We start from the raw sequence: 24966 nt of genomic DNA on the forward strand, positions 1-24966 counted from the left end.
GGTGTGAGCCCGGCCTGAGATCACCATAAAGTGGACGTCATGCCGCATTCTCCGTCGACGTCCCGGACTCCGCCGCTCGTGCTCACCGTCGCGGGCTCCGACTCCGGCGGCGGCGCCGGGATCCAGGCCGACCTGAAGACCATGCTCGCGCTCGGCGTCCACGGGATGAGCGTCGTCGCCGCCGTCACCGCGCAGAACTCGCTCGGCGTCCAGGGCTACTGGGAACTGCCGCCCGAGGCGGTGCGCGCCCAGCTCGACTCGGTGCTGTCCGACATCGGCGTCCACGCGATCAAGACGGGGATGCTCGCGTCCACGGTCCTGGTCGAGACCGTCGCCGAGGTGCTGGCCGCGTCCGACGCGCCCGTGGTCGTGGACCCGGTCGGCGTGTCCAAGCACGGCGACTCGCTGCTCGCGGCGGACGCCGTCCACGCCGTCCGGACGGCACTGCTGCCCGCCGCGACGGTCGTCACGCCCAACCTGTTCGAGGTCGAGCAGCTCACCGGGGTCAAGGTGGTGGACGAGTCGGGCCTGCGCGAGGCGGCCGAGGCCGTCAAGGCACTCGGCCCGCGATGGGTGCTGATCAAGGGCGGGCATCTCCCCGGCGAGCCCGCCGACCTGCTGTTCGACGGGGAGCACGAGCACCGGTTCACCGCGCCCCGCCACGACAACCGGCACACCCACGGCACCGGCTGCACGCTCGCGTCCGCCATCGCGTCGCACCTCGCGCTGGGCGACGACATGCCGACGGCTGTCGCGAAGGCGAAGGAGTACGTGACGGGCGCGATCGCGGCGGGCTTCCCGCTCGGCGCGGGCATCGGCCCCGTCGACCACGGCTGGCGCCACCGCCCCTGACCTGCCCCCGGCCACGAGAGCCCCCGAGCGCGGGCACGCGAAAAGCCGACCCACCGGACGAGTCCGATGAGCCGGCCGCGACCTCGCTCGGGTGCCGTCAGACGGTCGGCTTGGCGACCTTTCCGGCCTTGATGCAGGAGGTGCAGGCGTTGATCCGCTTGGTGCTGCCGTTCACGACGGCGCGCACGCGCTGGATGTTGGGGTTCCAGCGGCGCGGGGTGCGGCGGTGCGAGTGGGAGACGCGCATGCCGAAACCGGGTCCCTTGCCGCAGACGTCGCAGACGGAAGCCACGGGAAACTCCAAGTGGTGTCGATACTCTGACCGGAGCGCCGCCCGACCGAGACGGGGCATCACGGGTAAGCGCCTCGGACGAGGCGCACGGACCAGGGTAGCCGACCGCCGGTCACGTAGGCGAATCGGCGCCCGCCGCGTCCCGGCGTTCCCTGATGCCCGTCGTCCCCATCGGCTAGAAAAGACGGTGTGGCGAATCTCGACGAGCCGTTGCGCAAGGTCCTCGGCGACAAGACGGCCAAGGTCCTGGAGAAGGGCCTCGACCTGGACACCGTCGGCGACCTCCTGCACCACTACCCGCGCCGCTACGCCCACCGCGGCGAGCTGACCCAGCTCAGCGGCCTCCAGGACGGCGAGCACGTCACCGTCATGGCGGAGGTCGAGAAGGTCCAGGGCCGCACCCTCCAGCGCAACCCCGGTTACGTCCTGGAGATCACCGTCACCGACGGGACGGGCCAGCTCAAGCTCAGCTTCTTCGGCCGCAAGGGCTCCTACCGCGCGGAGAAGGACCTCTCGCCCGGCACCCGCGGCCTGTTCGCCGGGAAGATCAGCACCTACCGTCCCCGGAGCGGCCGGGAGGTCAGGCAGCTCGCGCACCCGCAGTACAAGGTCGTCCACGACACGAGCGCCGAGCAGGCCGCGCAGGAGTGGGCCGACGAGATCATCCCGATCTACCCGTCGACGAAGTCCCTCCCGATCGAGACGATCGGCACGTCGGTCGGGACCGTCCTCGACCAGCTCGATCTCCCCGCCGATCCGATGCCCGCCGAACTGCTTCGCCGCCGCGACCTGATCGGCCTCCGCGAGGCCTACGAGGGCATCCACCGCCCGAGCAGCTGGGACGAGCTGGGCCGCGCCAAGAACCGCCTGAAGTGGGACGAGGCGTTCGTCGTCCAGGTGGCCCTGGCACAGCGCCGCATCGCCGCCGCCGCGCTCCCGGCGACACCGCGTCCACCCTCCTTCGGCGCCCTCCAGTCGGAGTTCGACACCCGCCTCCCCTTCGAGCTCACCGACGGCCAACGCCAGGTCGGCGACGAGATAGCCGCCGACCTCGCCCTGGACCACCCCATGCACCGCCTCCTCCAAGGAGACGTCGGCTCTGGAAAGACCGTGGTCGCGTTGCGGGCGATGTTGCAGGTCGTGGACGGCGGGGGGCAGGCGGCGCTGCTCGCGCCCACCGAGGTCCTCGCGCAGCAGCACCACCGGTCGATCACCGGCATGCTCGGCGACCTCGGGCGGGCCGGGCAGCTCGACGGGGCCGACAACGCCACCCGGGTCGCGCTGCTCACCGGGTCGCAGGGCGCCAAGGCGCGCAAGGGGGCCCTGCTGGACGCGGCGTCCGGCGCCGCCGGGATCGTCGTCGGCACCCACGCGCTCCTCCAGGAGAGCGTCCAGTTCGCCGATCTCGGCCTCGTCGTCGTGGACGAACAGCACCGCTTCGGCGTCGAACAGCGGGACGCCCTGCGCGAGAAGACCACGGGCGGCCGTCCCCACGTGCTCGTCATGACGGCGACGCCGATCCCGCGCACGGTGGCGATGACCGTGTTCGGCGACCTGGAGACGTCCGTCCTCGGCCAGCTCCCGGCGGGCCGCTCCCAGATCCAGACCCATGTCGTCCCGCCGGAGAAGCCCGCGTTCCTGGCCCGCACCTGGGAGCGCATCAAGGAGGAGGCCGCCAAGGGACGCCAGATCTACATCGTCTGCCCCCGCATCGGCGAGCAGGAAGGCGACGAGGGCGACGCCGTCGCCCCGGACGAGGAGGGCCGCCGCTCGCCGCTCGGCATCATGGAGGTCCTCCCGAAACTGGAGGAGCTCCTCGACGGGCTCCGCATCGGCGTCCTGCACGGCAAGCTGCACCCCGACGAGAAGGACGGGGTGATGCGCCGCTTCACCGACGGCGACCTGGACGTCCTGCTCGCCACCACGGTCATCGAGGTCGGCGTGGACGTGCCCAACGCCACCGTCATGGTGATCATGGACGCGGATCGGTTCGGCGTCTCCCAGCTCCACCAGCTCCGTGGCCGCGTCGGCCGTGGATCACACCCGGGCCTGTGCCTCCTCGTCACCGACGCCGCACCCGCGAGCAAGGCCCGCGAACGCCTCGACGCCGTCGCGTCCACCACCGACGGCTTCCAACTGTCCCGCCTCGACCTGGAACAACGCCGCGAGGGCGACGTCCTCGGCGCCGCCCAGGCGGGCCGCGCCTCCAGCCTCCGCCTGCTCACCCTCCAGCGGGACGAGGACGTCATCCGCGACGCCCGCGACGAGGCCACGACCCTGGTGAACGCCGACCCCGACCTGACAGACCACCCAGCCCTGGCCACAATCCTGACGTCCCTCCTCAACGAGGAACGCACTGAATTCCTGGAGAAAGGCTGACGTTCACCGTGCGCGCCCCCTCGGCTGCGCGCACGGGCTTGCCCGAAACGGGTGGGCGGGGCGCAAACTTCCGTGCTCGCCCCCGACAGACACCAACGTCTAACGTATTGCGCATTGTGAGTAACCATGCGGTGCTCGCGCGGGTACAGGTTCCTGTGGCGGGTTGTGTGCGACAAAGGAGCTCCCCATGGATGTCGCTTCGCTGCTGCCCGGTGATCCTGAGCGGCTTGGGCGGTATGAGCTGGTCGGGCGGATCGGTGAGGGCGGGCAGAGCGTTGTCTATCTGGGGCGGCGTGAGGACGGCGAGCAGGCGGCGGTGAAGCTGCTGCGGGACCGGTTCAGCCGTGATCCCGAGTGGCGGGCGCGGTTCGAGCGTGAGATGGGGATGATCGGGCGGGTCGCGGGATTCTGCACCGCCCAGGTTCTGGACGCCGACATTTCTGGTGATCTGCCCTATGTCGTAAGCGAGTACGTGCCGGGGCCGTCGTTGAGCGGGTTGGTCAACGGGAAAGGCCCCCGGACGGGGACGGATCTTGATCGGCTCGCGATCGGGACGGTGACGGCGCTGGCGGCGATTCACCGGGCGGGGATCCTGCATCGCGACTTCAAGCCGTCCAACGTGCTGATGGGGCCCGATGGGCCTCGGGTCATCGACTTCGGTATCGCGCGGGTCATCGGGGCATCGTCGGCGCGCGGCAGCGGCGTGGTGGGGACGCCGTCGTACATGGCGCCCGAGCAGGTCACCGACACCGACCTCGGTACGGGCGTCGACCTGTTCACGTGGGCGGCGACGATGTTGTTCGCGGCGACGGGACGCCATCCCTTCGGTAACGACACGATCTCCGCCGTCTTCCACCGAATCCTGAACTACGAGCCCGACCTGTCGGCGTTGCCGGACAGGTTGCAAGGGGTTGTCAGGTCTTGTCTGGACAAGGACCCGGCGGGGCGGCCGGAAGCGCAGCAGGTGTTGTTGAACCTGCTCGGCGGTGAGGCACCCGACCGGGCGAGCAGCGAGGGGACGCTGACCACCGGCGCCCATTTCGCGGGTGATCCGAGGACGCCGCAGACCGCGCCGCCAACAGTAGGCAGGATCGATCATTTCGCCGCGACGAGCTCGGACGGGTTCGGCCAGCAACCGCCGCCGACCGTCCCGCCACAGCGCAGGCGGCGAGGGACGGCCGTCATCGCGGCTGCCGCAGCAGCTCTGCTGGCGCTCGGGGTGGGCGGGGCGGCGTGGGCGCTGCTGTCGGACGGATCGTCGGAGAGCCCGGCGGAGGCCGACGCGGTAGCGGCGCCGCCCCCGGACGTCGCGGCGGCCGTCGGTCCCGCCGCGGAGGCGATCAAGGCGGTGCTGAGCTTCGACCACGCGCGGTTCGACCAGAACGTGGAAGCGGCGCACAGGGCGTCCACGCCCAGGTACGGCACCGAGTACGACCGGCAACTGAAGGCCCGTGGATACCGCGCGGAACTGACGGCCAAGAAGGGCTCGGTCACCACGGCGATCGTCGACTCGGCGGTGGTGTCCGCGTCGCCCGACAAGGTCACGGTGCTGTCGTACGTCAAGCGGACGGTCCGCGCCGAGAACGCCGACCCGAACCGCCTCCAGAACCCGATGCGGGCCACCGTGGTCAGGCAGGGCGGCGGCTGGCTGCTCGACAGCCTGTACTCGTTGAAGGCGGCCTCGCCGCGCGCCGACCTCGCGGGTGCGACCTGGCCGGGCGCACCGGCGCGGGGGGCGCTCGACGCGGTGGCGCAGGCGCCGACCGTCGCGTCCGGGACGCCCGTGGAGGTCGGGCTGCGCTCGGGCGGTCAGGACGACCGGTTGGTCGCGCTGGTGACGCTCGGCACCTGCAAGGGCGACTGCACCGACGAGAAGCCGGTCACCGTCCACCGGCTCCAGCTTCAGCGTTCGGGCGGCACCTGGAAGGTCACGGGTTCTGAGAACCTCTGACACCGCACGGTGAAGGGGCGCCTCCATGGTTCTGGAGACGCCCCTTTCACGGGCTTGCTCAGGACTCGCGGGCCGCACGCCTACGGGTCGCGGCGACCGCGGCGCTGCCCGCGGCGATGGCGGCGAGGCCGAGCGCCACCAGCGGCAGCGCGTCGGTCCCGGTGAACGGCAGTTCCTTCGGCGGCGTGAACTCGCCCTCCGCCGTGGCGCCGGGGCCCATCGGTGAGGACGGCAGGTCCGGCAGCAGCGGACCGGACGGCGGACCCGGCTGGGTCGGTCCCGGCGGCACCGGCGGGCTGGGCGGCGTCGGCGGGGTCGGGGGAGTGGGCGGCGTGGGCGGGGTCGGGGCCTGGTTGCAGCCTCCGACGCAGGCGTTGGCCGACACGTTGACGGCGACCGGGTCGACCCCGGCGCTCGCGTTGGCCCGGGCGCCGACGAGCCGGTTGCCGCCCGCCGAGACCCCGACGCCCGCGCCGACCGAGACGCCGGTGCCCTGGCTCGCGGCCGTGGTCCGGTTGCCGGACCGCGTGCCCGAGCCGCCCAGCGTGGCGCCCGCGTGGACGCGGACGTTCACGCCGGTGTCGGGGGAGCCGACGCCCAGGCCGAGGTCGAGTCCCAGGCTGGTGGTCTTGGATGACTTGTCGGTTTTCGCCGTTGGGGCGAGGCTGAGGTTCAGCAGTGAGCCCGAACTCTTCGCCGTCGCGCTCTTGGACGGTTTGGCGGAGGGCTGGGAGGTCTCGGCGTGGGAAACGCCGCTCATGGCGGCGATACCGAGGACCGTCGCGCCGGCCGTCACCGCCAGTCTCCTACCGTGATGCACTGATGCTCCTGAGGGGATCGGGTTGTACAACCTGCGAGCACGCTTACACGTCCAGTAGCGGCTGTGAACCGTAATCGGATCATTTAGGTCGAGTTTCACAAGAGCCGCGTGCCCCGGTTGTGCATTCTTGGGGCGTGTCGCCCCGGGAAGGGCGGTGCCGCGAGGCCGGGATACTGGGGGGATGACCAGGGTCATCGCGGGCAGCGCGGGCGGACGGCGGCTGGCCGTCCCGCCGGGACGGGACACCAGGCCGACCAGCGACCGCGCGCGTGAGGGCCTGTTCGGCACGGTGCTGGCACTGCTCGGCCCGCTGGACGGGTCGCGCGTCGCCGACCTCTACGCCGGGTCGGGCGCGGTGGGCTTGGAAGCGCTGTCGCGGGGCGCCGCGCACGCGTTGCTCGTCGAGTCGCATCCGCGCGCGATGAAGGTGATCCAGAAGAACGCCGAGGAGATCGGGCTGCCGGGCGCCGTCCCGTGCGCGGGCAAGGTGGAGCGGATCGTCCGCAAACCGCCACCGGACGGCCCCTACGACCTGATCTTCGCCGATCCGCCGTACGCGCTCGACGACAAATCCGTCACCACACTGCTGGAAGACCTCCGCGACCACGGGTGGACGGCGCCGGACGCGCTGGTCGTCGTGGAGCGCGCCACCCGCGGCCCGGCGTTGCGCTGGCCCGACGGGTACGAGGCCGAACGCGAACGACGTTACGGCGAGGCGGTGTTCTGGTACGGGCGTGCCGTCGGCAGTTGAGAAGACCATCCGTGGGGTAGGGGTCGGCCCATGAAGCCGGGTGTTGACCGCGCCGTGGGGCGTACATGGGTCATCACCCTGGTGTTGGTCGTCGCGCTCATGGCGAATATCACCTACGTCCAGGGCTTCGACGCCCAGAACCTGCGCGACGACCCGAACAACGCCCGCCAGTTCGAGGACCGCTTCAAGATCGACCGAGGCCCCATCGTCGCGGACGGCGAGCGCCTCGCCTGGTCGGAGAAGACCGGCCACGACCGCTACCAGCGCCACTACAAGGACGGTCCGGTGTTCGCCCCCGTCACCGGCTACTTCTCCGTGTTCTCCCAGACGGGCCTGGAGTCCGCGGAGAACCACTTCCTGGACGGGACGGACGACCGCCTCGCCACGACCAACCTCGTCGACAAGCTCATCGGCAAGCACGTCCCGGGCGGCACGGTCGAGACCACCGTGAACGCCGACGCGCAACGCGCCGCCTACGACGCGCTCCGGTCGGCAGGCGTCCGCCGCGCCGCCGCCGTCGCGCTCGACGCCAGGACCGGCGCGATCCTGGCGATGGCGTCGACGCCGTCCTACGACCCGAACGACGTGTCCACCCTCGACCGGAAGAAGGCGACGGCGGCGTTCGACCGGCTCAACGACGAGCCGCTCAAGCCGCTGCTCGACAAGGCGACGAACGAGGTGTTCCCGCCCGGCTCGACGTTCAAGACGGTGGTCGTCGCGTCCGCGCTGAAGGCCGGGGCGAGCGAGACGACCCGCGTCCGGGCGGGCCGCAGCTACCGTCCGCCCGGCGCCGGGCAGGCGATCAACAACGACGCGGGCGACATCGGCGGATCGTGCGACCTCAGCCGGATCCCGCTCATCGAGGCGTACGCGCAGTCGTGCAACACGACGTTCGCGTTCATGGGGGCTGAGGAGCCGGGCAACGACGCCGTCCACGCGCAGGCCGAGCGGTTCGGGTTCGGTGACCGGATCGAGTACGCCGACGGGCTGCACGCCGCCGCCAGCTCGTTCCCGAAGACCGGGGAGGCGTCGCTCAGCGCGCTCGGCTCCATCGGGCAGGGCAACACGGTCGCCTCGCCGCTCCAGATGGCCATGGTCGCCGCCGCCATCGCCAACGACGGCGTGATCATGCGGCCGCACCTGGTCGACAGGCTCCGCGCGCCCTCCGGGACGACCGTCGACCGCATCGAACCGAAGCGGATGTCCGAGGCCCTGACCGGCGAACAGGCGGGTCAGCTGCTCGACATGATGAAGGCGGTCGTCGCCCGGGGGACCGGGAAGTCGCTGCGGGGCACGTCCATCCTCGGCGGCAAGACCGGGACCGCCGACGTCGAGGGCGCCGCCTACAACGACCGCTGGTTCATCGGCGTCGGGCCGAAGGACGAACCCAAGTACGCGGTCGCGGTGATGACGGAGGCGCCCGGGTACGGAGCCGAGTCCGGCCCCATCGCCGCGAAGATCATCGACGCGCTGGAGCGCGGGTGAACGACCCGTCCCCCGCACCCGCTGAAAGGTACGCCGACGGCGATTTGGTACGTTCGCGCCGCAGGTCGGAAAACGGGACCGAAGGGGTTCGTGCCGTGCGCCGTGTCGTCTGTCCGGGGTCGTTCGACCCCGTCACCAACGGGCATCTCGACATCATCAGCCGCGCCTCCCACCTCTATGACGAGGTGGTCGTCGCCGTGCTGATCAACAAGAGCAAGAAGAGCCTGTTCACCGTCGACGAGCGCGCCGACATGATCACCGAGGTCACCCGGGAGTACGGCAACGTCCGGGTCGACACCTTCTACGGCCTGACCGTCGACTACTGCCGCGAGCAGGACATCCCGGTGATCGTCCGGGGGCTGCGGGCCGTCAGCGACTACGAGTACGAGTTGCAGATGGCGCAGATGAACCACCGCATCGCCGGGGTCGAGACGCTGTTCATGGCGACGAACCCCGAGTACGCGTTTCTGTCGTCGAGCCTCATGAAGGAGGTCGTGAGGTTCGGCGGGGACATCTCCGGCCTCGTGCCCGACCTCGTCCACGAGCGGCTCGTCGAACGGCTCACGCAGGACTGATCGCGGGACTCGTCACGGTGGCCGCGAGTTGGGGCGACCGCCGGGTCTTCGGTACTCTGGGACATCGGCCATCACCGTGGCCGGTATTCTCATGCCTCACGAAAGCAGGAATCCGCTGACACGCCTCGACCCCAACGCCCCTCTCGTGCTCGACACCCGAGCTCTGGGCAGGCGACCCGGGTCGTCGCGGGAGGAGCACCTGTCCGTGCCGGCACCGGAGAATCTCGGCGTCGAGATGGTGGGCGTCCCCGAGAGCGCCGCGCTCGAACTGGACCTCCGGTTCGAGGCGGTCCTGGAGGGGGTGCTCGTCACCGGTACGGCGACGGTCCCCCTCAGGGGGGAGTGCGCCCGCTGCCTCGACCCGATCGCCTCGACCTTCGAGGCGGAGTTCCAGGAACTCTTCGTCTACGACGACACCCGCTCCGGCGGGAACGCCGCCGACGACGAGCTCCGCCTTGAGGGCGACCTGATCGACCTCGAACCCGTCCTGCGGGACGCGGTGGTGCTCGCGCTGCCGCTGTCCCCGCTGTGCCGGGACGACTGCCCGGGCCTGTGCCCGGACTGTGGCGCGCGGTTGGCTGACGTCGACCCCGACCACGACCACGACGCCGCCGACCCCCGGTGGGCGGCGTTGCGGGGCCTCGCCGACGACACGGCGCCGGGGCCCTCCGACCGGGGAAACGGGAGCAGCAACGGCTCCCGCGCACCATCCGACCGACGAGAACGAAAGCAGGAGGGCTGACGTGGCCGTCCCCAAGCGGAAGAAGTCGCGCAGCAACACGCGGCACCGGCGCTCGCAGTGGAAGACCAGCGCGCCGAACCTGGTCGAGTGCCCGACGTGCCGCGACCCCAAGTTGCCGCACACCGCGTGCGCGACCTGTGGCACCTACAACCGGCGCGAGGTCATCGCACCGTCGTCCTGAGTCTTCTCGCATCCTGGGGGGCGGATACGCGCGGACGGCGCGACCCGCCCCCCGATGCGGTAGGACAGGCACCCGACCACCCGGCGCGACCACGTCGGCGTGGTGACCGGCACGGAGACTGAACACCCTTCCCCGGACGAACACCCTTTCTCCGGACGACGGGCGTTCACTGCGCCCGGAGCCGTGGTGCACGCCGGGATCAGCCGACCGGCGCGCACCTCGTCTTCGCGGACCCTCCCGCCGTGCGTCCTCGCCGTACCGGCCGCGCGCCACACGCGACCGCCCCACGGGGCGGTTCACGGCCTGCGAGGAGGGCCTGTGAGCGGCAAGAAGAGCGATCCCGCGCCGGATCGCAACGAACTGACCGGCGCTCTCGGCGTCGATGTGACCGACACACTGCTCGAACGCGCGCTGACGCACCGTTCGTACGCCTACGAGAACGGCGGCCTGCCCACCAACGAGCGCCTGGAGTTCCTCGGCGACTCGGTGCTGGGCCTCGTCGTCACCGACACGCTGTTCCGCGGCCATCCCGACCTGCCGGAGGGGCAGCTCGCCAAGCTGCGCGCCGCCGTGGTCAACATGCGGGCCCTCGCGGGCGTCGCCCGCGGCCTCGGCGTCGGCGCCCACATCCGGCTCGGCCGCGGCGAGGAGGGCACCGGGGGCCGCGACAAGGCCTCCATCCTCGCCGACACGCTGGAGGCGCTGATCGGCGCCGTGTACCTCGACCGCGGGCTGAACGAGGCGTCCGCCCTGGTGCACCGGCTCTTCGACGCGCTGATCACCCGTTCGGCGGGCCTCGGCGCCGGCCTGGACTGGAAGACCTCGCTCCAGGAGCTCACCGCCGTGGAGGAGCTCGGCGTCCCCGAGTACCACGTCGCCGAGAGCGGCCCCGACCACCAGAAGACGTTCCGCGCCTCGGTGCGGGTCGGCGGCCGGACGTACGGGTCCGGTGAGGGCCGCAGCAAGAAGGAGGCCGAGCAGCACGCCGCCGAGGCGGCCTGGAACGAGATCCGCGCGATCGGCGTGGAGCGCGACGCCGCGAACCGGGCGGGCGGGCAGAAGTCGGGGCAGGCGGCCCAGGCCGGTGCCTGAACTGCCCGAGGTCGAGGTCGTCCGGCGCGGCCTGGACCGCTTCACGAGCGGCCGCGTCATCGCGTCCGCCGAGGTCCTGCACCCGCGCTCGGTGCGCCGTCACGAGGCCGGTCCCGCCGACTTCGCCGGACGCCTCGCGGGACGCACCGTCCTGCCGCCCCGGCGACGCGGCAAGTACCTGTGGCTGCCCCTGGCAGACGACGGGGGCGGGGCGCCGGAGGAGGCGGTCCTGGCGCATCTCGGCATGAGCGGGCAGTTGCTCGTCGGCGAGCCGGATCGTGACCGTGAGAAGCACCTGCGCGTCCGGGTCGTCTTCGACGACGACGGCTTCGACATGCGCTTCGTCGACCAGCGGACGTTCGGCCACCTCATGGTCACCGAGCTGGTTCCGGACGCGGTCGGCGGCCCTGTCAGTGGCACGGTCGGTGGCACGGTCGGTGGCACGGCCGGTGGCACGGCCGGCGGTCAGGGGAGCGTCCCGGAGCCGATCGTTCACATCGCCGCCGACCCGCTGGAGGACGCCTTCGACCCGGAGGCGTTCTTCCGCGCCCTGCGCCGCCGCCGGACCGGGCTCAAGCGGGCCCTGCTCGACCAGTCGCTGATCAGCGGCGTCGGCAACATCTACGCCGACGAGGCGCTGTGGCGGGCCAGGCTGCACTGGGCGCGTCCGACCGAGACGCTGACGCGGGCCGAGGCGACGCGCGTGCTGGACGCCGCGCGCGAGGTGATGGACGCGGCCCTCGCGGTCGGCGGCACGAGCTTCGACAGCCTCTACGTCAACGTGAACGGTGAGAGCGGCTACTTCGAACGTTCGCTGGACGCCTACGGCCGCCGCGACGAGCCGTGCCGCCGCTGCGGCGCCCCCATCCGCCGTGACGAGTTCATGAACCGCTCGTCCTACAGCTGCCCGGTGTGCCAGCCGCGTCCTCGGCGGGCACGGTACTAGGCGATCGGAACGGGGGACGCGGTGGACGAGACGGTACGGCTGACGGCCTGGGTGCGCGGCCATGTCCAGGGGGTCGGTTTTCGCTGGTGGGTGCGGGCGCGGGCACTGGAACTCGGTCTGTCGGGCAGCGCCGCCAACCTGGCCGACGGCCGCGTGGAGGTCGTCGCCGAGGGCACCCGGGAGAAGTGCGAAAGCCTCCTCGACCTCCTGCGGGACGAGATCACCGAACCGGCGCGTCCGGGGAAGGTCACGGGGGTCACGGAACGGTGGAGCGAAGCGCGCGGAGTCGTCGCCGGTTTCCAGGAGTGCTGATGGGGTAGGGAGTCCTGGTTTATACCTGCTAAACTGGTCGTGGAAGGTTGTTACCGGCCTGTGATGTGCGTCTTGACCAGGACACCGGCCGGTGCGACTCTAGACGATACGCGCACCGACTTCAGCAGATTCTCGTGCGCGATCCCTGCTGGTTACTCAGCGTGGAGGACCCTTAGTCATGGCGAAGGCTCTACTCGGCCACGTCGGCGGTCCCGACCCCCGGATGGTCGCGGAGATGCGGCGCCTTCAGCAGCGCGTACGTGACCTGGAAGCCGAACTCGTACGGCTCCAGGCGGAGAACGACGCGCTGGCGACGGCGGCAGACGACGACGTGATGTCGCTCGCGGTGAAGGACCGCGAACCGGCGCTCACTTGATCTCCCAGGGGGGCCTGACCTCCCAGGGGGGACGACCCCCCTGGTACCCCCCCGTCACGACGCAGGCGATCCTCACGCCGCAGTTTCGGTTTCTGTGCCCGTGTGGCTTGTTGGGCGTCGCTGCGGTCGCCTGCGTCGGCGCGCATGCGCGTTCCGCTCGTTGAACTCGCTCCACACGCCTGCGCGTGACCGTGGTTGAGGTCTGGTTCTCGGTCACGGACTGTCACTCGTCCCACAACGCGGTCGTTCTGCTTGTGCCTTTTGGCTGAGCGGGGACGTTCGCCATTTCTGCGTCGTGAGCCAATGGCCGCCCACTGGTGGTCAAGATTGGGTCAAAACTCACACCATTCCGGTATGTCCGGGTCCGCGCTTTCGTGTTATCCGCTCGGATCCGGACGGTGGGGTGGTGTGCGCGGCGCGCCCGCCTCGACCGCGTCTGACGGAGGATGCCGCGGCTTTTCGGTATCGTGCGTCGGATGATGTCGGCTCCGTGGAGGAGGGAGGCGGGGAGGACGTGTACCTGAAGACGCTGACGTTGCGCGGCTTCAAGTCCTTCGCGTCGTCCACCACGTTGAAGTTCGAGCCGGGCATCACGGCGGTCGTGGGGCCGAACGGGTCGGGCAAGTCCAATGTGGTGGACGCGCTGGCCTGGGTGATGGGGGAGCAGGGCGCCAAGTCGCTGCGCGGCGGGAAGATGGAGGACGTCATCTTCGCCGGCACCGCGAGCCGGGCGCCGCTCGGCCGCGCCGAGGTCGTGCTGACGATCGACAACTCCGACGGGGCCCTGCCGATCGACTACACCGAGGTCACGATCAGCCGGTTGATGTTCCGGTCCGGGTCCAGCGAGTACTCGATCAACGGCGACTCGGCCCGGTTGCTGGACATCCAGGAGCTGCTGTCGGACTCCGGCATCGGCCGCGAGATGCACGTGATCATCGGGCAGGGGCAGCTGGACCGCGTCCTGCACTCGGGTCCCGAGGGGCGCCGGGCCGTGATCGAGGAGGCGGCGGGCGTCCTCAAGCACCGCAAGCGCAAGGAGAAGGCGCTCCGCAAGCTGGACGCGATGCAGGGCAACCTCACCCGCGTCCAGGACCTCACCGGTGAGCTGCGGCGGCAGCTGAAGCCGCTGGGCAGGCAGGCGGAGATCGCGCGCAGGGCCGCCGTCATCCAGGCCGACTGGCGGGACGCGCGGCTGCGGCTGCTGGCCGACGACCTGGTCACCCTGCGGACGAGGCTGGAGCAGGAGGCGGCCGACGAGGCGGCCGTCCGCGAGCGGCGCACCGAGACGGAACGGGCGCTCGCGGAGGCGCAGGAGCGCGAGGGGCTGCTGGAGGCGGAGGAGGCCGAGCAGGCGCCGATGCTCGCCAGCGTCCAGGACACCTGGTTCCGGCTGTCGGCGCTGAAGGAGCGGCTGCGCGGCGTCGCCGACCTCGCCGCCGAGCGGCACCGCAACGCGGCTGAGGCGCGCGAGGAGGAACGGCGCGGCCGCGATCCGGAGGACATGGAGCGCGAGGCCGTCGAGATCCGCGAGCAGGAGGAGATGCTGCGGGCCGCGCTGGAAGAGGCACAGGACGGCCTGTCCAGGGCCGTCGAGGAGCGGTCGGGTGCCGAGGACGCCCTCGCGGGCGAGGAGCACCGGTTGCGGGCGGCGGCCCGTGCCGCCGCTGACCGCCGTGAGGAGCTGGCCCGGTTGCGCGGGCGCGTCGAGGCGCTGCGCAGCAAGGCGCAGGCCGGACGGTCGGAGATCGGACGCCTCGCCGACGCCCGTGAGGAGGCCGGGCAGCGCGCCGAGGCGGCCCGGGTGGAGTTCGAGGCGTTCGAGGCGGAGGTCGTCGAGGATCCGGCGCTCGCGGCCGAGCACGAGGCCGCCCAGGAGGCGCTCGCCACGGCGAAGGACGCCGCCGAGTCGGCGCGGGCGGCGGTGGACGGGCCGCGCCGCGCCCTGAAGGAGGCCCGCGCGGCGGTGGGCTCGGCCCGCTCGGCCGACCAGGCGACGCAGAAGAAGGTCGCCGCGTTGCAGGCGCGGATCGAGGCCCTCGACCTGACGCTGGCGAGCGCCGCCGACGGTGGTGAGGCGTTGCTGTCGGCGGGGTCCGACGGTTCGCTCGACGGTGTGCTGGGGACGGTCGCGTCGCTGCTGAACGTCCGCCCCGGGTATGAGACGGCGGTCGCGGCGGCGCTCGGCAACGCCGCCGAGGCCATCGCGGTCGGCTCGCTCGCCACGGCGGAGGCGGCGCTCGCGCTGCTGCGGTCCCGGGACGCGGGCCGCGCCGGGCTGCTGGTCGGCGGGGGAGCGGCCGTGTCGTGGGACCGCGTTCCCGGCGTCGACTACGCGGTCGACGCGGTGCGCGTGTCGGATTCGGTGCGTCCGGCCGTGGAGCATTTGTTGCGCGATGTGGCCGTGGTGGACGACGTCCCAGCGGCGGCGGCACTCGTGCGCGGGCGGCCGTCCGTGCGCGCCGTGACCCGTGACGGTGAGCTTGTCGGCGCCCACTGGGCGCAGGGCGGCGCGGCGGGCGGGCAGGGCCTGTTGCAGATGCGCGCGACGCTCGACGAGGCCACCGAGGATCTGGCGGCGACGGAGACGGCGGCCATCGCGGCCGCCGACGAACTCGCTGCCTGTCTGGAACGTGAGCAGTCCGCGCAAGGGGCGGTGGAGGCCGCCGAAGCCGCCGTTGGCGGAGCCCAGTCGAGCGTGAACCAGGCACAGACGGAGCTGGACCGTGTCCGCGCGCGCCTGCGCGAGTTCGACGCGCAGGCCGCCCAGGAGGCGCAGCGAGCCGCCCGGCTGGAGGCCGACGTCCGCGCGGCCCGGGGCGAGGCGGAGCGGCTGACGAAGGCGCTGGACGCGGCCAACGAGTCCGTGGAGCGCGACACGGAGGCCGCCGAGGAGCTGGCGATGCGGCTCGCCGAGGCGGAGGAGGCCGCGAACGTCGCCGACGACGTCGGGCACGACACCGAGGCCCGCGACGAGCTGAACGCCCGCTGCCAGGAGTTGCGCGCCGTAGAGATGGAGGCGCGGCTGACGGTCCGCACCGCCGAGGAGCGCGTCCAGGCCATCGCCGGACGCGCCGACGCCCTCGAACGCGGCGCCCGCCGCGAACGCGAGGAACGGGCCCACGCGGCGCGACGTCGCGCCCGCCGCGAGGAGCAGGCCAGGGTCGCCGCCGCCGTCCTGCGGGGCGCCACGACGGCGCTGGACCGCATCGAGCACTCCCTGGACGCGGCCGTCCGGCGGCGGGAGGCGGCCGAGCAGGCCAAGGCGGCGCGCGAGGCGGAGCTGAAGGTCGTCCGGACGCAGGTCCGTGAGCTCTCGGCCACGCTCGAACGGCTCGTCAACGTCGTGCACGGCAACGAGGTCGCCCGCGCCGAACAACGGCTCCGGCTGGAACAGCTCGAACAGCGGACGCTGGAGGAATTCGGCCTGGAGGTCGAGTCGCTCGTCTCGGAATACGGGCCCGACCAGCCCGTTCCGCCCGACCCCGAAAAAGGGGAGGACGCGCAGCCCACCCCCTATGAACGAGCCGTTCAGGAAAAGCGCGCGAAAACGGCGGAACGCCAGCTCAACCAGCTTGGCAAGGTCAATCCGCTGGCGCTGGAGGAGTTCGCGGCACTGGAAGAGCGGCACGCCTTCCTCACCTCGCAGCTGGAGGATCTGAAGAAGACCCAGCGGGAACTCCTCAGCCTCGTCAAAGAGGTCGACGACCGCGTCCAGCAGGTGTTCGCCTCCGCCTACGACGACACCGCCCGTGAATTCGAACGCATTTTCGCCCGCCTGTTCCCGGGCGGGGAGGGCAGCCTGTCGCTGACCGAGCCGGGCGACATGCTCGCCACCGGCGTCGAGGTCGCGGCCCGTCCGCCCGGCAAGAAGGTCAAGCGGCTGTCGCTGCTGTCGGGCGGCGAGCGGTCGCTGGTGGCGATCGCGTTCCTCGTCGCCGTCTTCAAGGCCCGTCCGTCGCCGTTCTACGTCCTGGACGAGGTCGAGGCCGCGCTGGACGACACCAACACGCAGCGCCTCATCACGGTCTTCGAGGAGCTGCGCGAGTCGTCCCAGCTCATCGTGATCACGCACCAGAAGCGGACCATGGAGGGCGCCGACGCGCTCTACGGCGTCAGCATGCGGGGCGACGGCGTCACCCAGGTCGTCAGCCAGCGCCTGCGCGACTGACGGCGGCCACTGACGATGGACGCTGATGGCACCGGCGCGGCGCGTACCGAACGGAGTTCAGTTCGCCGGATGGTAAAAAGATTGGCACTTTTCTTGGACCGTTACATCGGTCGGTAGTGCATATATCGGGCATGCATGATCGGGTCACGGTTATTTTCACGGCCTATAACGGTTTGGCCTCGGTGTATTTGCGCCGGTGACGGGTTGGACCACGCCACTGACATGCACTGACCGTGACGGTGCGGCGACGCTCACGGGCTTGTGCGGCTTTGCGCCGATCCACTACGCATATGCACCGTGGATCTCCGGCTCCCCTACCGGACGCCCCCGCCCGTTACGGAGATCCCGGGAGGTGATGCCCGTGGACGCGCAGAAACTCAAAGACAATTTCGCCCTGGTGGGCGCGAACGGCGTTGACGTCGCCGAATATTTCTACGCCGACCTTTTCGCCCGGGAGCCGCAGCTCAGGCGGATGTTCCCCACCGGGATGACCAGGCAGTACGAGGTCCTGCTCGGCGCGCTCACCCAGGTCGTGTCGTCCGTCGACGACCACGACACGCTCATCCCGTACCTGGAGGACCTCGGCCGCCGCCACCACGGCTTCGGCGTCCTGCGCGAGCACTACGGGCCGGTCGGGGTCAGCCTCCTGGCCACCCTCGCCTACTTCAGCGGACCCGAGTGGAACGACGACCTCGAACGGGACTGGACGGCCGCCTACGGCCTCGTCACGGAGGTCATGGCCGGGGCCGCCGCGGAGCTCGTCTCCTGATCCACGTGGACGCACAGCGCCTCAAGGACAACTTCGCGCACGTCGCCGAACAGGGCGACGCCGTCGCGCTTTTCTTCTACGCCGACCTGTTCGTCCGCAATCCCCATCTGCGCGACATGTTCCCGGTCGGGATGAGCGCCCAGCGCGACAAGCTGCTGCGCGCCCTCGGACAGATCGTCTCCCAGGTGGACGATCTGCCGACCCTCGTCACGTTCCTCCAACAGCTCGGCCGCGACCATCGCAGGTTCGGGATCGTCGCCGAGCACTACCCGAACGTGGGGGCGAGCCTCATCGCCACCCTCCGGCACTTCTCCGGACCGGCCTGGAACGACGAACTGGAGAGCGACTGGAGCGCCGCCTACGGTCTCGTCGCCAAGGTCATGCTCGAAGCGGCCGACGAGGACGCCCTGACCCGCCCCGCCTGGTGGGACGGCCAGATCGTCGCGGTCGAGCGGCGCAGGTTCGACATCAGCGTCCTGCGGGTCCAGCCGGACCGGCCGCTGCCGTACCTGCCCGGGCAGTCCGTCGCGATCGAGGTGCAGTCACGGCTGCGGCACTGGCGGTACTACTCGATGGCGAACGCGCCGCGTCCCGACCACACGCTCGACTTCCACGTGCGTCTCGTGGACGGCGGCCCGGTCAGCTCCGTCCTGGTGCGCGCGACCGAGACGGGCGACCGGATCCGGATGGGCGCGCCCATCGGGACGCTCACGCTGGACGAGTCGTCCGAACGGGACGTGCTGCTCATCGGGGGCAGCACGGGACTCGCCCCGCTCAAGGCCATCCTGGAGCAGATCTCGGGTCGTCCCGTCCCGCCCCGCGTTCACCTGTTCTTCGGCGCCCGCACCCGTGACGGTCTGTACGACCTGGAAGACCTCACGAAGCTCGCCGACGAGTTCCCATGGCTCACCGTCGTCCCCGCCGTGTCGGACGAACCCGGGGGGCACGGCTTCTCGGCCGTGCTCCAGTCGGGCGTCCGCCGCCCGGGAAGCTGGTTCGAACCGGTCTCGCGGTCCGGCGACGACGAGCTGGAATTCGGGAACCTGTCAGACGTCGTGGCCAAACGCGGCCCTTGGAACGATCACGACGCCTATGTGTGCGGCCCCTCGGCTATGGTCGGCCATACGGTCGAGCAGCTCCTACAGCTCGGCCTTCCGCGCGACCAGATCCGGTTGGAATCCTTCGCAGACGCCCAGAGGTGAGCGCGATGAACCCTCCTGACCTGCCCGTCGTCTCCGAGGGCACGCGGCTGACGCCCGCCGAACTCCAGACGGTGGTGTTCGCCCGAGCGGCCCTCGGTCGCCGCGGATTCGACGAGGACCAGGTCCGCACGTTCCTGACGCACGTCGAGCGTGAACTCGTCCAGCTCCTCGGCGAGAGAGGGGCCCTGGCCGACGAGGTCACCCGGCTGCGCGCCGAGGGCGCCGAGGGGACGCCGCGGGTCATGGCGCCCGAGGACGCGCACTTCCAGGCCGTCCGGATCCTGTCGCAGGCGCAGCAGACCGCCGACCTGTACGTCGCCGACGCCGAGCGCTACACCCGCGAGCTGTCCCACGAGGCCCGCCTGCACCGCGAGGCGATCCTGTCCGACGCCAAGGGACGCGCCGAGCACATCCTGGAGGACGCCCACCGCAAGGCCGCCGCCGTCGCCGACGCGGCCGTCCGCACCGCCGAACAGGCCGCCCGTCCGGCCTCCCGCCCCCCGGGCCCGCCGGACGACGAACGGCGCGCCATGGAACTGGAACGAGAGGTCGCCTACCTGCGCACCTACAGCGACGTCTACCGCACCCACCTGCGCTCCTACCTCGAAGCCCTCCTGCGCAACGTCGACGAATGGGAAGCGTCCGAACGAGCCTCCCAGCCCCACTAGCCCCCCGATCCGGGCGGCGAGGACACGCCCACCGGGGGGCTGGCTCCGCCGGGCGACGTGTTCTGGGAAACTGGGGGCGCTATGGAATTTGTGATCGTTGTTGCCGCGCTGGTCGTCGTCGCGTTGGTCGTCGGCGGTGTCCTGTTGGTACGGCCGCGCGCGGGGCGGCCGAGGCCGCCCGTCGAGCGGCCCTCGGAGCGGGCGGGGGGCGCGACCGCCGTCGACGAGGCGGACGCCGGGGCGCCCCCGGCCGAGCGCGCGCCGCCGGTGGAGGTGCCGCCGCAGCGGCCCGCCGTCGAGATCGAGAAGCCGCCGCCGGGGGCCGGACGGCTCGTCCGGCTGCGGGCGCGGCTCGCCCGGTCGCAGACCACGTTCGGCAAGACCCTGCTCGGGCTGCTGTCGCGCGAGACGCTCGACGACGACGCCTGGGAGGAGATCGAGGACACCCTCATCACCGCCGACATGGGCACGACCGTGGCGCGCCAGGTCACCGACGACCTGCGGACCCGCGTCCAGGTGCTCGGCACGCGCACGCCGGGCGAGGTGCGCGACATGCTCAAGGAGGAGCTGGTCAAGCAGATCGGGCCCGATCTGGACCGGTCGCTGCACACCGAGACGCCGGGTGAGCGTCCCGCCGTGCTGATGGTCGTCGGCGTCAACGGGACGGGCAAGACCACGACGTGCGGCAAGCTCGGCCGCGTCCTCGTCGGCGACGGGAAGACCGTGCTGCTCGGCGCCGCCGACACGTTCCGCGCCGCCGCCGCCGACCAGTTGGAGACGTGGGGGAGCCGCGTCGGGGCGCAGGTCGTCCGCAGGGACGAGGGCGCCGACCCGGCCAGCGTCGCGTTCGACGCCGTCAAGCAGGGCATCGACACCAAGGTCGACGTCGTGATCGTCGACACCGCCGGGCGGCTGCACACCAAGACCGGGCTGATGGACGAGCTCGGCAAGGTCAAGCGCGTCGTGGAGAAGCAGGCCATGGTCGACGAGGTCCTGCTCGTCCTGGACGCGACCACCGGTCAGAACGGCATGCAGCAGGCCCGCGTGTTCGCCGAGGTCGTCAACATCACCGGCGTGGTGCTGACCAAGCTTGACGGCACCGCGAAGGGCGGCATCGTCGTCCAGGTCCAGCGCGAGCTTGGCGTCCCGGTCAAGCTGGTCGGGCTCGGCGAGGGCCCGGACGATCTCGCCCCGTTCGAACCCGAGGCCTTCGTGGACGCCATCCTCGGCGAGTGAGAAACAGGCCAATCCGCCCCCGAACGCGGTATGTAGGGATTTGGTAACACCGGCGAAACACGGCGGGCCGCGGTTTCACACCGTGGAAACGTCCCCGCCCCTCGGGTGAAACGGCCGCGCCCGAGTCTCTGAGCAGTCAGGTTCCCCTGGCGTGGGAGGACTCTCAGAGATGAAGATCGACAGCGGTGGTACCGCCTGGATGCTGACGAGCACCGCGCTCGTCCTGCTGATGACGCCCGGGCTCGCCTTCTTCTACGGAGGCATGAGCCGGGCCAAGAGCGTGCTCAACATGATGATGATGAGCTTCGTCAGCATCGCCGTCGTGGGGATGGCGTGGGTCGTCTACGGCTACTCCCTCACGTTCGGCGACGGCGGCGTGCTCAGCCCCGTGATCGGCGGGTTCGGCGACTGGGGCCTGCTCGGCCTGGAGGACGCCGCGACGACCGGCGACGGCACCGGCGTCCCGCAACTCGTGTTCGTGGCGTTCCAGGCGACGTTCGCGATCATCACCGTCGCGCTGATCAGCGGCGCCGTCGCGGACCGCGCCAAGTTCGGCGCGTGGGTCGTGTTCGCGCTCGCGTGGATGACGCTCGTGTACGTCCCGATCGCCCACTGGGTGTGGTGGTCGGACGGCGACAAGGCGGGCTGGCTCTTCGACCTCGGCGCACTCGACTTCGCGGGCGGCACCGTCGTGCACATCAACGCGGGCGCCGCCGCGCTCGCGCTGGTCCTCGTCCTCGGGCGGCGCCGGGGCTGGCCGGAGGAGCCGATGCGTCCGCACAACCTGCCGTTCGTCCTGCTCGGCGCCGGGCTGCTGTGGTTCGGCTGGTTCGGGTTCAACGCCGGGTCGGCGCTCGGCGCCGGTGCCGCCGCCGCCGTCGCGTTCGTGAACACGCTCGCCGCCGCCTGCGCCGCCGGGTTCGCCTGGATCGTGGTGGAGAAGCTGCGGGACGGGGCGTCCACGACGCTCGGCATCGCGTCCGGCATCGTCGCCGGGCTGGTCGCCGTCACCCCGGCCTGCGCGTTCGTCACGCCGCTCGGCGCCATCGGACTCGGGCTCGTCGCGGGCGCGGTCTGCGCGTTCGCGGTCGGCCTGAAGTACCGGCTCGGGTACGACGACTCGCTGGACGTCGTCGGCGTCCACATGGTCGGCGGCATCGTCGGCGCCCTGCTCATCGGCCTGCTCGCCACCACCACCGTGAACGACGCGGGCGCCGACGGGCTGCTCACCGGCGGCGGGTTCGGGCTGCTCGGCAAGCAGGCGGTGGCCGTCCTCGCGACCCTCGTCTACTCGTTCACCGTCACCTACGTGATCGCGAAGATCATCGACCGGGTGCTCGGGTTCCGGATCGACGCGGACGACGAGGCCGCCGGAATCGACCGCACGGCGCACGCCGAGACGGCCTACGACTTCGGCACCATCCGGGCGGGCATCGGCTCCGGCGCGACCGCGGCGGCGCCCGTCACGGCACGGAAAGTGGAGGCGAAGGGATGAAGCTGATCACGGCAGTCATCAAGCCGTTCAAGCTGGACGAGGTCAGGCGGGCCCTGGAGGCGTTCGGGGTGCGCGGCCTGACCGTCAGCGAGGCCAGCGGCTACGGCAGGCAGAAGGGCCACACCGAGGTCTACCGGGGCGCCGAGTACCAGGTCGACCTGGTGCCCAAGCTGCGGATCGAGGTCCTGGTGGAGGCCGCGGACGCCGACGACATCATCGACGTGATCGTCAAGGCGGCCCGCACCGACAAGATCGGCGACGGCAAGGTCTGGGCCGTCCCCGTCGACACCGTCGTCCGGGTCCGCACCGGTGAGACCGGACCGGAAGCCCTCTGACGGCCGGGCGGCCCTCGCCTCGGCGCGGGCCGCCCGGTCGGCCGACCTGGACCGCTGGCTGGCGTCCCTGGTGACCGGCGGCCCCGTCCAGGACGGTGTCGCGCTGCTCGCCGTCGGCGGCCACGCCCGGCGCGAGCTGACGCCCGGCGGCGACCTCGATCTGGTCCTGCTGCACCGTGGCGGCCCTGGGATCGCCGGGCTCGCCGACCGGATCTGGTACCCCGTGTGGGACTCCGGGCTGCGGCTCGACCACTCCGTCCGCACCGTCGACGAGGCGCGGACGGTGGCGCGCGCCGACCTCAAGGTGGCCCTCGGGCTGCTCTCGGCGCGGCGGATCGCGGGCGACGGCGCGCTCGCGGACGAGCTGCGCGCCGCCGTCCTCGCCGACTGGCGTGCGGACGCCCGCACCCGCCTGGACGAGTTGGCCCGGCTCTGCCGCGACCGGTGGGAGACCCACGGTGAACTGGCCTTCCTCCAGGAACCCGACCTGAAGGAGGCGCGCGGGGGGCTGCGCGACGTCCAGGTCATGCATGCCGTCGCCGCGTCCTGGGTGACGTCGGGGCCGGACGGGCGGGTCCGGGCGGCCCATGACCTGCTCCTGGACGTCCGGCACGCGCTGCACGAGGTCACGGGACGTTCCGGCGACCGCCTCGTCCTCCAAGAACGCGACGCTGTGGCCCGTGCGCTCGGGTTCGCCGACGCCGACGTCCTGCAACGCCGCGTCGCTGAGGCCGCCCGCGCCATCGCCTACGCGTCGTCCCACACCTGGCATCGGGTGCACCGCCTCACCAGGACGCGCGGAGTCGTCGAGCGGCGTCCGGTCGGGGACGGAGCCGTCGACCACGACGGCCAGGTCGTCCTCGCCCGCGATGCCGATCTGGACGACCCGGCGATCACCCTCTGCGTCGCCGCTGCCGCCGCCCAGGCGGGCCTGCCGCTCGCCCCCGCCACCGTCACCCGGCTCGCCGAGCGCGCCGCCCTGCCCGGGACGCCGTGGCCCGCCGCCGCCCGCGACGCGCTCGTGTCGCTGCTCGGCGCCGGTCCCGCCGCCATCGGCGTGTGGGAGGCGCTCGACCAGGCAGGGTTGATCGTCCGGCTGCTGCCCGGGTGGGAGCACGTCCGGAACCGGCCGCAGCGCAACCCCGTCCACCGCTACACCGTCGACCGCCACCTCGTGGAGACCGCCGCGCGCGCCGCCGCCCTCACCCGTGACGTCGCCCGTCCCGACCTGCTCCTCGTCGGCGCACTCCTGCACGACATCGGCAAGGGCCGGGGCGGCGACCACTCCACCGCCGGGGCCGCCGTCGCCCGCGACATCGGCGCCCGCCTCGGATTCGCCGAGGACGACGTCCGCGTGCTGGAAACGCTCGTCCGCCACCACCTGCTCCTGCCCGAGACCGCCACCCGCCGCGACATCGACGACCCGGTCACCGTCCAGACCGTCACGGCCGCCGTCGCGCGGGTGCCCGGCCGCGAGCGCGAGATCCTCGATCTCCTCGCCGCGCTTGCCGTCGCCGACGGGGAGGCCACCGGCCCCGGCGCCTGGGGAACCTGGAAGGCACGCCTCGTCGCCGACCTCGCGGGCCGCGCGGCCGCCGCCCTGTCCGGCGGGACGCCCCCGCCCGTCCCCGCTCTCGACCCCGACCACGTCGCCCTCGCCCGCCATGACGGAGCCGCCGTCCGCGTCGTCGGCTCGCGGATCACCATCTCCGCTCCCGACCGTCCCGGCCTGCTCTGGCGCGCGGCGGGCGTCCTCGCCCTGCACCGGCTGGCCGTGAAGACCGCCCGCACCGTCTCCGCCGCCGTGAAACCGAACACCGCCCCCTACCGGACGGCCGTGCTCGACTTCACGGCCGTGCCCGAGTACGGCAACCCGCCGGATCCGGCCACCCTGGAGGCCGACCTGCGCCGCATGCTCGCCGACCGGCTCGACGTCGCGGACCGCCTGGAACGCCGCGCCCGGTCGATGCGTCCCGGCCCGGCGGTGGCCCCGCCGCGCGTCGTGATCGTGGACGACGCGTCCCGCACCGCCACCGTCGTGGAGGTCCGCGCCCATGACCGGCCGGGCCTGCTCTGCCGCGTCGGACAGGCGCTCGGTGCCCGTGACCTGGACGTTCGCGCCGCCCGCGTCGACACCCTGGGCGCCGAGGCCGTGGACGTCTTCTACGTCGTGGACGCGGCCGGCCGCCCCCTGGACGACCCCGCCGACCTGGCGGGCGTCCGTGCCGACATCCTCGCGGCGCTGGGCTGACCACCCGTCCACCGGGAACTGTCCGGGTAAGGGGGGTGGGGCTCGTCCGGTTACCCGATACGCTGATATGCGATCCCAGAAGCTTTCC

The 24966-nt window shown here is 71.8% G+C and carries 22 protein-coding genes; 20 read left to right on the forward strand and 2 right to left on the reverse strand.

Annotated features, from left to right (window positions below; all coding sequences use genetic code 11):
* Positions 1-39 precede the first annotated feature (39 nt).
* Positions 40-852: a bifunctional hydroxymethylpyrimidine kinase/phosphomethylpyrimidine kinase gene (gene thiD, locus ABD808_RS09805; protein WP_344893280.1), complete on the forward strand. Its 813-nt coding sequence runs from the start codon at positions 40-42 to the stop codon at positions 850-852.
* A gap of 97 nt (positions 853-949) precedes the next feature.
* Here thiD and rpmB read toward each other — a convergent pair whose 3' ends face one another.
* The gene (rpmB, locus tag ABD808_RS09810) at positions 950-1144 is read right to left on the reverse strand and encodes a 50S ribosomal protein L28 (protein ID WP_117399620.1); all 195 of its coding nucleotides are present in this window, start codon (positions 1142-1144) and stop codon (positions 950-952) included.
* Between the two features lie 189 nt (positions 1145-1333).
* Here rpmB and recG point away from each other — a divergent pair, with 189 nt between their 5' ends.
* The gene (gene recG / locus ABD808_RS09815; protein WP_344893288.1) at positions 1334-3523 is read left to right on the forward strand and encodes an ATP-dependent DNA helicase RecG; all 2190 of its coding nucleotides are present in this window, start codon (positions 1334-1336) and stop codon (positions 3521-3523) included.
* A 187-nt stretch (positions 3524-3710) separates the two neighbouring features.
* A complete protein-coding gene (locus tag ABD808_RS09820) occupies positions 3711-5474 on the forward strand; it encodes a serine/threonine protein kinase (RefSeq protein ID WP_344893291.1) in 1764 nt (587 codons plus the stop codon).
* A 58-nt stretch (positions 5475-5532) separates the two neighbouring features.
* Here the strand turns inward: ABD808_RS09820 and ABD808_RS09825 are convergent, their stop codons facing one another.
* The gene (locus ABD808_RS09825) at positions 5533-6270 is read right to left on the reverse strand and encodes a hypothetical protein (protein WP_344893294.1); all 738 of its coding nucleotides are present in this window, start codon (positions 6268-6270) and stop codon (positions 5533-5535) included.
* A gap of 205 nt (positions 6271-6475) precedes the next feature.
* On the opposite strand from ABD808_RS09825, the gene rsmD reads away from it, so the two are divergent.
* From rsmD to ABD808_RS09910, 17 genes are all read left to right on the forward strand, one after another.
* On the forward strand, positions 6476-7045 hold the full coding sequence (gene rsmD / locus ABD808_RS09830; protein WP_344893297.1) for a 16S rRNA (guanine(966)-N(2))-methyltransferase RsmD: 570 nt from the start codon (positions 6476-6478) through the stop codon (positions 7043-7045).
* A 30-nt stretch (positions 7046-7075) separates the two neighbouring features.
* Positions 7076-8530 carry a penicillin-binding transpeptidase domain-containing protein gene (locus ABD808_RS09835; protein ID WP_344893300.1) on the forward strand — a complete coding sequence of 485 codons (1455 nt, stop codon included), beginning with the start codon at positions 7076-7078 and terminating at the stop codon, positions 8528-8530.
* A 95-nt stretch (positions 8531-8625) separates the two neighbouring features.
* Positions 8626-9105 (forward strand): pantetheine-phosphate adenylyltransferase, encoded by a 480-nt coding sequence (coaD, locus tag ABD808_RS09840; RefSeq protein WP_344893303.1) that lies wholly within the window; start codon positions 8626-8628, stop codon positions 9103-9105.
* Between the two features lie 91 nt (positions 9106-9196).
* Positions 9197-9847, forward strand: a complete 651-nt coding sequence (locus ABD808_RS09845; RefSeq protein ID WP_344893306.1) for a YceD family protein — start codon at positions 9197-9199, stop codon at positions 9845-9847.
* Between the two features lies 1 nt (position 9848).
* On the forward strand, positions 9849-10028 hold the full coding sequence (rpmF, locus tag ABD808_RS09850) for a 50S ribosomal protein L32 (protein WP_344893309.1): 180 nt from the start codon (positions 9849-9851) through the stop codon (positions 10026-10028).
* A gap of 318 nt (positions 10029-10346) precedes the next feature.
* Entirely contained in the window at positions 10347-11120 is a 774-nt protein-coding gene (gene rnc / locus ABD808_RS09855; protein ID WP_344893312.1) for a ribonuclease III, read from the forward strand.
* The gene (gene mutM, locus ABD808_RS09860; protein WP_344893315.1) at positions 11113-12066 is read left to right on the forward strand and encodes a bifunctional DNA-formamidopyrimidine glycosylase/DNA-(apurinic or apyrimidinic site) lyase; all 954 of its coding nucleotides are present in this window, start codon (positions 11113-11115) and stop codon (positions 12064-12066) included. The genes rnc and mutM overlap by 8 nt, the downstream gene beginning before the upstream one ends.
* 21 nt (positions 12067-12087) lie before the next feature.
* Positions 12088-12378: an acylphosphatase gene (locus tag ABD808_RS09865; RefSeq protein ID WP_344893318.1), complete on the forward strand. Its 291-nt coding sequence runs from the start codon at positions 12088-12090 to the stop codon at positions 12376-12378.
* Between the two features lie 178 nt (positions 12379-12556).
* A complete protein-coding gene (locus ABD808_RS09870) occupies positions 12557-12754 on the forward strand; it encodes a hypothetical protein (RefSeq protein ID WP_067883924.1) in 198 nt (65 codons plus the stop codon).
* A gap of 514 nt (positions 12755-13268) precedes the next feature.
* Positions 13269-16922 (forward strand): chromosome segregation protein SMC, encoded by a 3654-nt coding sequence (gene smc, locus ABD808_RS09875; RefSeq protein ID WP_344895343.1) that lies wholly within the window; start codon positions 13269-13271, stop codon positions 16920-16922.
* Positions 16923-17283: 361 nt separating this feature from the next.
* Complete coding sequence (locus ABD808_RS09880; RefSeq protein ID WP_344893327.1) at positions 17284-17691, forward strand: globin domain-containing protein; 408 nt, start codon at positions 17284-17286, stop codon at positions 17689-17691.
* A 5-nt stretch (positions 17692-17696) separates the two neighbouring features.
* Positions 17697-18893: a globin domain-containing protein gene (locus ABD808_RS09885; protein WP_344893331.1), complete on the forward strand. Its 1197-nt coding sequence runs from the start codon at positions 17697-17699 to the stop codon at positions 18891-18893.
* 5 nt (positions 18894-18898) lie between these two features.
* Positions 18899-19561 (forward strand): DivIVA domain-containing protein, encoded by a 663-nt coding sequence (locus ABD808_RS09890; protein WP_344893334.1) that lies wholly within the window; start codon positions 18899-18901, stop codon positions 19559-19561.
* An 81-nt stretch (positions 19562-19642) separates the two neighbouring features.
* A complete protein-coding gene (gene ftsY / locus ABD808_RS09895; protein ID WP_344893337.1) occupies positions 19643-20797 on the forward strand; it encodes a signal recognition particle-docking protein FtsY in 1155 nt (384 codons plus the stop codon).
* 169 nt (positions 20798-20966) lie between these two features.
* A complete protein-coding gene (locus tag ABD808_RS09900) occupies positions 20967-22292 on the forward strand; it encodes an ammonium transporter (protein WP_344893340.1) in 1326 nt (441 codons plus the stop codon).
* Entirely contained in the window at positions 22289-22627 is a 339-nt protein-coding gene (locus ABD808_RS09905) for a P-II family nitrogen regulator (protein WP_344893343.1), read from the forward strand. Before ABD808_RS09900 ends, ABD808_RS09905 begins: the two co-directional genes overlap by 4 nt.
* Positions 22602-24878, forward strand: a complete 2277-nt coding sequence (locus ABD808_RS09910; protein ID WP_344893346.1) for a [protein-PII] uridylyltransferase — start codon at positions 22602-22604, stop codon at positions 24876-24878. Before ABD808_RS09905 ends, ABD808_RS09910 begins: the two co-directional genes overlap by 26 nt.
* Positions 24879-24966: the final 88 nt, after the last annotated feature.

Source organism: Actinomadura meridiana, from assembly GCF_039537545.1.
Taxonomy (GTDB): domain Bacteria; phylum Actinomycetota; class Actinomycetes; order Streptosporangiales; family Streptosporangiaceae; genus Spirillospora; species Spirillospora meridiana.

What these genes read in the sequence shown, in the direction of transcription:
- thiD (WP_344893280.1), top strand. Translation starts at nt 40, where the DNA reads ATGCCGCATTCTCCGTCGACGTCCCGGACTCCGCCGCTCGTGCTCACC.
- ABD808_RS09820 (WP_344893291.1), top strand. Translation starts at nt 3,711, where the DNA reads ATGGATGTCGCTTCGCTGCTGCCCGGTGATCCTGAGCGGCTTGGGCGG.
- rsmD (WP_344893297.1), top strand. Translation starts at nt 6,476, where the DNA reads ATGACCAGGGTCATCGCGGGCAGCGCGGGCGGACGGCGGCTGGCCGTC.
- ABD808_RS09835 (WP_344893300.1), top strand. Translation starts at nt 7,076, where the DNA reads ATGAAGCCGGGTGTTGACCGCGCCGTGGGGCGTACATGGGTCATCACC.
- ABD808_RS09845 (WP_344893306.1), top strand. Translation starts at nt 9,197, where the DNA reads ATGCCTCACGAAAGCAGGAATCCGCTGACACGCCTCGACCCCAACGCC.
- ABD808_RS09870 (WP_067883924.1), top strand. Translation starts at nt 12,557, where the DNA reads ATGGCGAAGGCTCTACTCGGCCACGTCGGCGGTCCCGACCCCCGGATG.
- ABD808_RS09890 (WP_344893334.1), top strand. Translation starts at nt 18,899, where the DNA reads ATGAACCCTCCTGACCTGCCCGTCGTCTCCGAGGGCACGCGGCTGACG.
- ftsY (WP_344893337.1), top strand. Translation starts at nt 19,643, where the DNA reads ATGGAATTTGTGATCGTTGTTGCCGCGCTGGTCGTCGTCGCGTTGGTC.
- ABD808_RS09900 (WP_344893340.1), top strand. Translation starts at nt 20,967, where the DNA reads ATGAAGATCGACAGCGGTGGTACCGCCTGGATGCTGACGAGCACCGCG.
- ABD808_RS09905 (WP_344893343.1), top strand. Translation starts at nt 22,289, where the DNA reads ATGAAGCTGATCACGGCAGTCATCAAGCCGTTCAAGCTGGACGAGGTC.